We start from the raw sequence: 8,007 nt of genomic DNA, 5'->3' as shown, positions 1-8,007 counted from the left end.
AGATCCAGAACTGGCTCGGCCGCTCGCGCGATCGTGGAATCGAGATAAGCTGATCGGATGCCCAACATCCACACCCCTCAAGAGCTTGATCCTGCGGCTGCGTTCGAGGCCATGGGCCAGCGCCTGGCAGGGCTTACCGCCGCCATCGACGGCCTCGCCGTCAAATTTCAGGAGATGCATGCCCGCGATTACAGTCCCGAGTTCGCCAAGGTCGAGGGCCAGTTCCAGGCCGTGCGCGGCGCGGTGAAGAATTTCACCGAGCTGCCGGCCATGGTGCTGACTCCGGAGAAGATCGCCGCGCAGGTCGAGGCGGCGGGGAGGGATGGTCGTCTGGCAGATCATCAGGCTTGGGAGCGGGCGCGGAGCGACCTTAGGGCGGCCACCGCTTCCATCAATGGTGTCGTCGCGTCTGCTCGCACGGGGCAGGCGCAAACAAAGCGGATGAAAATCGGGGCCGGCACGGCTTTCGTCATTGGAGGTTTGCTGATGTGCGTTGCTTTGGAAGCCATTCCCTGGATAGCGCCCGTAGGTTGGCATTGGCCTGAGGAGCGGGCTGCGAAAATCCTTGGGCGCGACAAGTGGAATGCGGGCGTGCGGCTGCTGGAGGTGGCCGATCCGGCGAAGTGGCAGCAGTTGAAAGCTGCATCGAGTTCAGTTGAGGGTCACGGCGCCGAAACAGCAGAGTCTGCCAGTCGGAAAGCCAATCAAGTTGGGATTGGGCGTGCTAAGGGGCATCGGTTCCGTGTGTCGAAATGACAGGCGTGACCCGCCCAACGGACAAGTTTGTGCCTCAGGTGCAGGCGGTCCAGTTCTGGCAGCTCGCGACCAAACCACGACGTTCGAAAGCGTCCTCGCAAACGTCCGAAACAAACAGAAGCAGCCGCCGGAGCTTCACGAAGCTGAGCAACACCGCTCGCCCCGTTACGGTGGTCGCCCATCATAATAGAATTATTTAGAAGCTGACGCTTTTGATACGCGGTTTTGATACCTACGGATGCGCAGAAAGGAATTCCCAATTCAGCAGTGTCAAAACCGACCGGTTTTGACGCCAGCGATACCAACTCCCTCCCGTGTTAGGTTCACGTGTCGGTTCGATCTTAGCGATATGCGAACAGGATCAGCGCTTGGTCTCCTGCCAGCCCAAGCGCAAGACGGTGCGGAGCACGTTGCCCGTGTCTTCGCCGGCCGTCGCATCTCCGCCTGCCCAGGCAATGGCGAGTGCTCCCAGAAAAATGTCGCGACCCGTCATCGCCCGCCTTGCTAAGCCCGCGCGCTGGGCAGCCTGCAGCAGCCGTTCCGTCGTTTCGATGACGGCGTGGCACGTCGGCGTCAGGGGGGATGCGATCCGGCACGCTGCGCGCAATGGCTCAGGCAAGCCTTCATACGCCAGCATCCAGTCGCCAAGCGCTTCGATCCAGAGCTCCAGCGTGCGAGCGGCATCAGCCTCTTGAGCTTCGATCTCGATGCGGCGTCGATCCAGTTCCTCGTAGTGAAGAACCAGCAACGCGGCCAACAGCGCATCCTTGTTCGGAAAATGGCGATAGAGCGTACCCGCACCGACGGCCGCCCGCTTGGCAATCGCGTCCATCGAAACGTCGACGCCATCGTGATCGAACGCCTGACGCGCCACGGCGAGGATGTGCGCGCGATTAAGCTGCGCATCCCGACGAGGCGGCGACGATCCGGGAATTCCAGGCATAACGATATCACCCCTTGAATATCGGAGAGCCTCTCCGTATCTGCTCAGTTTAGGCGGAGAGGGTCTCCATATAGCGTTTCGATGTCGATTGAACAGGGTCCGGCATTGGTAAGCGCGCTGCACAGTCTGAGAGGAAGTGACATGAAAATCGGCATTATCGGCGCGGGCAACATAGGCGGTACAATCGCACGAAAGTTGGCAGCGGCCGGCCATTCGATCAAGATGGCGGGCTCGAAGGGCCCCGACGACATTCGCGAGAAGGCGGCGGACATCGGTGCCGTTCCTGTAACAGCACAGGATGCCGTCAAGGACGTCGATGTTGTCATCCTGTCGATCCCGTTCGCCCAGATACCCAAGGTCGCCAGCGTCTTTGCCGATGTGCCGTCTAACGTGGTCGTGATCGACACCGGCAACTATTATCCGTTTCGCGACGGGACCATCGCCGACGTCGATAACGGCAAGCCGGAAAGCATATGGGCGAGCGAGCAACTGGGGCACCCCGTGGTCAAGGCGTTCAACGCTCTTCTAGCCGAGACGCTTGTCAACGGCGGTACGGATGAGGGGACGATTGGACGGATTGCAATCCCCGTCGCGGGCGACGATGCAGAGGCCAAGACGGTTGCACGCGACCTCGTGAACGAGACTGGCTTCGATGCACTGGACGCCGGCGATCTTGCCCGCTCCTGGCGCCAGCAGCCGGGTACGCCCGCCTATTGCACGGAACTGACGCTGCCCGAACTCAGGGAAGCCTTGTCTGCCGCGAACAAGGCGCGCGCGCCGATCGACCGGGATGCGCTGATCAAGAGCTTCATGGAGGAAAAGTCCCCTCTCAGCCATGAGCAGATCGTCGCCCGCAATCGCGCGGTCACTGCTTCGCGCTAACCCTTTGCTGTCCGATCGGCGCGGTAATCGCGCGCCAGCGGGCTGGCACTTGCCAATCGAGGAATAGACATGAAAATCGGCATTCTAGGCTCAGGCCATATCGGAAAGACGCTGGCCTTGAAGCTCGCGGCAACCGGGCACGACGTGAAGGTCGCAAACTCGCGCGGACCTGACACGATCGACGCCGCTGCGCTGTCCACCGGCGCGCGCGCTGTCAGGAAGGAGGAGGTCGTCAACGACGTGGAAGTCCTGATCCTGTCGATCCCCTTCGCCGCGATCCCGGCGCTCACCCCCCTGCTTGGCGACTTGCCTGTTGAAACGGTCGTGATCGATACGTCCAACTACATTCCAGCGCGGGACGACAGAATCGAGGCGATCGAGAACGGCAAGACGGATAGCGTCTGGGTGACCGAACAACTGGGCCGACCCATCGCGAAAGCCTGGAACTCGATCTACTCCGTGACGCTGCAAGAAATGGGCCGCCCCGGGGGTCACCCGGATCGCATCGCCGCCCCGATCGCGGCAGATCGTGCCCGTGATCGCGAAGTGACGATGGCGCTCGTCGAGGAGACGGGCTTCGATGCCTTCGACACCGGCCCGATCGCGGAGTCCTGGCGGCAGCAGTGCGGCTCGCCTCCCTATTGCACCGAGATCACGCTGGCCGAGTTGCCGGAAGCATTGGCAGCGGCTGATCTGGCAAGATCGCGCAGACGGACCGACCTGGCCTTCCAGGTCTATGGCGAGCGGTTCACCCTTGGTCAGAACCCCGGCCGGGATTTCATTGTGCAGCTTTCCCGACTGCTGAACGCACCTTGAAAGGCGCTCATTCGGAGAACCGACCAAGCGAGGACGACGACGATCAACGTGCGTCTAGCGACAAGTGACCCTCAGGCGCAGGCTAAAGGACTGTTGCCCTTGAACCGGGGATCATCGGAATGACCGCTTCTGGGTAAAGCCGCACCCAAATGCGTTTGACTTGAAAGACCGGAAAGTCGAAGGGTTTCGGGCGCCGGCAGGCGTACGAAAGTCTTACAAGTACGACCCGCGGAGAGGCTCGCCCTGGTCTATGGGTAAAAGGGCTTTGGTGTTGCTTGGTTTGGCTGAAGCAAGCCTGCCGCCCAGCCTTTGTTGGGCGGAATAGCGTGGAAGTCAGATGGCCATTGTTCTCGTTTCGCCGCTGATCCTGCTGGCAATGAGCGCAATTTCGACTTTGCTGGCGGTGTTGGCACACCTACTCCCATGGGCCGGGTCGCAGTGCCCGCGGCCATCATGCAGGGTAAGCCACGCCGGGTCATGGCGTGTTCTCCCGGGTCTGCGGTGCTGGCTGCGGCGGTGCACGCGGTTGGCACCAGCGGGTGAAGGCTTCAATGATGGTCATGTGCCCGCCGCAGCATGGGCATGGCAGACGATGATCGGGCGGTTCATCGGGTTCGGGCTTCTCGATCGGCGCGGCAACGCCCAGCAGCCTGCGGGCGAGCGCCATGGCCCCCTTGTGCGTTGAACTGGCGAGCAGGCCGTAATGCCGGATGCGGTGGAAGCCGCGTGGCAGGACGTGGATCAGAAAGCGGCGGATGAACTCGTCGGTCGCCAGCGTCATGACCTGCTGGCGTTCGGCGCCATCGCGGCGATAATCTTTGTACCGGAACGTCACGCCGGTCTCGTCGAAGCCGATGAGGCGCCGGTTCGAGATGGCGACGCGGTGGGTGTAGCGCGAGAGATAGGCCAGCACCGCCTGCGGCCCGGTGAAGGGCGGCTTGGCATAGACCACCCAGCGCTTCTTCCGGATCGGCAAGAGATGCCGCAGGAAGGCCTTGCGTGTCGCGAGGCCAGCCAAGGTGCTGAAGAAGGCCAGCTTGCCGCCATCGAACAATGCCAACAGGCGAGTGAGGAACAGCCGGCGGAACAATGCCCCCAGCACGCGCACCGGCAGCAGGAAGGCGGGGCGCGACGAGACCCAGCGCGTGCCGTCCAGCGCGATGCCGCCGCCGGGCACGATCATGTGCACATGCGGATGGTGCGTCAGCGCCGATCCCCAGGTGTGCAGCACAGCGGTGATGCCGATCCGCGCGCCAAGGTGCTTGGGATCGGCGGCGATGGTCAGCATCGTGTCCGCGGCGGCGCGGAACAGCAGATCATACACCACCGCCTTGTTCTGCCAGGCAATGTCGGCGATCTCGGCGGGCACGGTGAACACGACGTGGAAGTAGCCCACCGGCAACAGATCGGCCTCGCGCGCGGCCAGCCAGGTGCGCGCCGCCGCACCCTGGCACTTGGGACAGTGCCGGTTGCGGCACGAGTTATAGGCGATCCGCCAGTGCCCACAGTCGTCGCAGGCCTCGACGTGACCGCCCAGCGCGGCGGTGCGGCAATTCTCGATGGCCGTCATGACCTTGAGCTGGCCGAGGTTCAGATGCCCGGCATGGGCTGCGCGATACGCGGGCCCGGCGCTACGGAAGATATCGGCGACCTCGAGCGAGGCGCGCACCGGCTCAGCCGGGAGGAGCCACCTGCGCCTCGAGCAGCGTCGTCAATTTGTCCAGAGGACTGATGACTGCGCGCACGGTTCGAGTTGCGACCGTGGTGTAGAAAGCGGTGGTCTCGAGGTTCGCATGCCCGAGCAGTGCCTGGATGATCCGAATATCGACGCCATCTTCCAACAGATGCGTGGCGAAGCTGTGCCGCAGAGTGTGAGGGCCGACCCGCTTTTTGATACCCGCAGCCTCGGCAGCATCGACAACGATCCGATGGAGCTGCCTGGTACTGAGCGGCTTGAGATAGTGCATGCCCGGGAACAGCCAGCCATCGGCGTGCATGACGCCTTGCTTGCGGCCAACCGCCCACCACTCACGCAAAAGGGCAAGAAGGTCAGCAGGCAGGAGCGCATTACGATAACGCCCGCCTTTACCGCGCTCCACTCGCAGGAGCATGCGCTTGCTGTCGATATCGCGGACCTTCAGCATCGTGACCTCGGCGGCGCGCAAGCCAGCGCCATACGCAACGGACAGTGCAGCCTTGTGCTTCAGGCAGTTGGTCGCGCCGAGTAAGAGCACAACCTCGTCGCGGCTGAGGACAACGGGCAATGCGCGAGGGTTCTTGACCGTGTAGAGCTTGCGGGACAGATCCGGGCGGTCAATGGTGTGGGTGAAAAAGAAGCGCAGCGCAGAAACCACGCTGTTCATGGTCGGGATGCCAATGCCCGCCTCGCGCTGTTCGACCTGGAATTGCCGGAGTTCTTCTACCGTTGCAGTATCGGGGGGGCGCCCAAGATATGTGGCGAACCTCGCGACATGCCGCACGTAATCGAACTGGGTCTTCCGCGTGAACCGGCGCATGTTCATGTCTTCGATCATGCGCTGACGCAGCGCAGTGACGGGAGCATCAGACAGAATATTGGTCATGGTACGACTCCTTGGTTGAAAGGAGCCGGAATCGTCTGCCTACTCGGGCCAGATCTCAACTTAGACCCAGACCGCCGATCACTGGCCTGACCTCAAGGAAAGCACCACTCCCGCGCCAGCGGGTTCGTACTTGTCGCACGACCCGGCGTTTGACCGCGGTGAAACCGACCCTTATACGACGCTTAGCGGCCATTTTCGCGTTCCCGGGAGCGGACAGTCCGCCTTTCTCATTATCAAGGGGCTAGAGAGACATGATCGTTATAGTCGGCTTGGGCCGATAGGGATGATGCGGACGGGGAACAAAGTTTCCCCCGCCCGCCGCTCGAAATCACGCTGTCCCGCCCGATAGTCGCACTTCCGGCCCGGCAACGTTTACCCGCCAGAACCATCCCAAAGCTCATTTACCCATAGACCAGCGCATGGGGCCTGCGGGTTCCTGCATTGGAGGCTTTCGTACGCAAGCGCCCGAAACCCTTCGCAGCTTATGCCGTTCCGATGCGGCTGCGGGAATGTCGGCTCATGCCAAGTAGCCGCCGTTCGAGCATTGGAAATCAGCCTTTCGGCCTTGCGGCCCAAACTTGGATGATGATTGCCGGTTATTGGGTGCTTTGCGGCACTCGTATCGAATTCGCGAGGCTAATGAGGTTTTGTGGCTTCAAAAGGATCAGACCGCTGCGCGGGCTGTCGATATCGGCGATCAACATGAACGATATGGAGAGAACCACCGGCAAGACCCAAAGAAAATAAGCTTCGGCCTTGAACGACTTGGCCCCGTAACCGACCATAGCGCTGCTGAAAATGGCGATTGCACCCATCAATGCCCATGCCGAGGATGGGATCCGGTTCCACCAGGCGGCTTGTGAATAGCCCTGCGAGTTGATCACATCATTCATACCCCCCACCGCCAGTGCAACAACGGGGTTCGGCTGCGCTGCCCCTGGAGCCTGTACGGCGGTCCAGAGATCGGTTTGCAACTGCGCAGTTCGATGATTCGTTTGCTGCAATTCCCGATCGTTGCGCGTCACGTAATACACGATCCGCTGATCGACGTAGCGCGTCAGGAGCATACGGACCTGCTTCGCATCTGCGGCGGGCAGCAGCCCCGCGCGCAGATATTCGGTGCCGATTGCGTTCGCTTCTTCTTCTTCGTAATTTTTCCTTTGATCGTATCGACCGACCGCCATCGAAAATGTGAACCCTATTATCAATCCCATAATGGTGAGTATTGCGGCAACCAAGGCTCCGTAATCCTGCCGATATTCATCTGCTATAGGCCGTCGTTTCCGTATGATTGTCGCCCCAAACCACGCGGATGCCCAAAGCAAGACAATGGACGTGACAAAAACGAGTAGGGGGTAGTCAGTCAACCTTATCATATTCGAACACCTGATCTTGGGGGAGAGATCGGATTGAAAATCAGCCAGTTAGCGCCCATTCGTGGGCTGGGTATACCCTGGCTACGCGGAGCCTGCGCCGTGCTCATCAGGAGCGTTCTATTGCGACAAGACGCGCCGCCAGCTGTTTGACGAAGTCGATGTTCCGAACCTCAAGCCGCTGCCGTCAGAGCCGTGGGTTCATGCCGAATGGCGCCGCTGCCGGGTCGGGCTCGATTACCATATCGCGATCGAGCGGCATCATTACTCGGTCCCGCACCGCTTCGCCCGCCGTGCACATGCGAGGCAGCGGGAATGGTCGGCACACCACCATCGCCGAGCACATGCCCTCCAGCCATCGGCGCTACGGCGAATGGACGCCGGCGAAGATCCGCGAAGAGGCAAGCCGGATCGGACCGATGCTGTCCCTGCTGGTGGAAAAGGTCATCGAGGCAAACCCCATCCGGAACAGGGCTACCGGTCATGTCTGGGCATCAACGAGCCTAAATCCGGGCCTGCCGATAGGGACTTGTACCTCGCAATCTCCGCCTAGCCGATGTCGGTCTTGCCAAGCTTGAAGTGGACCTGCTCGATCTTGCCGGTGAAGACGAAGGGCAGGTCGTAGGTGAAATCGACCGGCGATCCCACGTCCATG

At 61.4% G+C, this 8,007-nt stretch carries 7 protein-coding genes and 1 pseudogene; 4 read left to right on the top strand and 4 right to left on the bottom strand.

What is annotated here, in order from left to right:
• Window positions 1-57 precede the first annotated feature (57 nt).
• On the top strand, window positions 58-756 hold the full coding sequence (locus EDF57_RS25280; RefSeq protein ID WP_134096391.1) for a DUF6118 family protein: 699 nt from the start codon (window positions 58-60) through the stop codon (window positions 754-756).
• A 361-nt stretch (window positions 757-1,117) separates the two neighbouring features.
• Here the strand turns inward: EDF57_RS25280 and EDF57_RS25275 are convergent, their stop codons facing one another.
• On the bottom strand, window positions 1,118-1,699 hold the full coding sequence (locus EDF57_RS25275; protein ID WP_134096390.1) for a TetR/AcrR family transcriptional regulator: 582 nt from the start codon (window positions 1,697-1,699) through the stop codon (window positions 1,118-1,120).
• A gap of 81 nt (window positions 1,700-1,780) precedes the next feature.
• Here EDF57_RS25275 and EDF57_RS25270 point away from each other — a divergent pair, with 81 nt between their 5' ends.
• Both EDF57_RS25270 and EDF57_RS25265 read left to right on the top strand, forming a co-directional pair.
• On the top strand, window positions 1,781-2,581 hold the full coding sequence (locus EDF57_RS25270) for an NAD(P)-binding domain-containing protein (RefSeq protein WP_134096389.1): 801 nt from the start codon (window positions 1,781-1,783) through the stop codon (window positions 2,579-2,581).
• 69 nt (window positions 2,582-2,650) lie between these two features.
• The gene (locus EDF57_RS25265) at window positions 2,651-3,397 is read left to right on the top strand and encodes an NAD(P)-binding domain-containing protein (protein WP_134096388.1); all 747 of its coding nucleotides are present in this window, start codon (window positions 2,651-2,653) and stop codon (window positions 3,395-3,397) included.
• Window positions 3,398-3,872: 475 nt separating this feature from the next.
• On the opposite strand, the gene EDF57_RS25260 is transcribed toward EDF57_RS25265, so the two are convergent.
• The 3 genes from EDF57_RS25260 to EDF57_RS25250 all read right to left on the bottom strand — a co-directional run bounded on the left by EDF57_RS25260 (window position 3,873) and on the right by EDF57_RS25250 (window position 7,163).
• Entirely contained in the window at window positions 3,873-5,066 is a 1,194-nt protein-coding gene (locus tag EDF57_RS25260) for an IS91 family transposase (RefSeq protein WP_134096387.1), read from the bottom strand.
• A gap of 4 nt (window positions 5,067-5,070) precedes the next feature.
• Window positions 5,071-5,979 (bottom strand): tyrosine-type recombinase/integrase, encoded by a 909-nt coding sequence (locus EDF57_RS25255; RefSeq protein ID WP_134096386.1) that lies wholly within the window; start codon window positions 5,977-5,979, stop codon window positions 5,071-5,073.
• A gap of 596 nt (window positions 5,980-6,575) precedes the next feature.
• A complete protein-coding gene (locus tag EDF57_RS25250; RefSeq protein WP_208324974.1) occupies window positions 6,576-7,163 on the bottom strand; it encodes a hypothetical protein in 588 nt (195 codons plus the stop codon).
• A gap of 319 nt (window positions 7,164-7,482) precedes the next feature.
• On the opposite strand from EDF57_RS25250, the pseudogene EDF57_RS26175 reads away from it, so the two are divergent.
• Window positions 7,483-7,848 (top strand): annotated as a pseudogene (locus EDF57_RS26175) (IS21 family transposase); the annotation flags it as partial.
• Between the last annotated feature and the right edge of the window lie 159 nt (window positions 7,849-8,007).

It is taken from the genome of Novosphingobium sp. PhB55, assembly GCF_004368805.1.
In the GTDB taxonomy this organism is placed as follows: domain Bacteria; phylum Pseudomonadota; class Alphaproteobacteria; order Sphingomonadales; family Sphingomonadaceae; genus Novosphingobium.
Note: the sequence above shows the minus strand (reverse complement) of the source record. Positions and strands in the feature narration are given on the sequence as shown.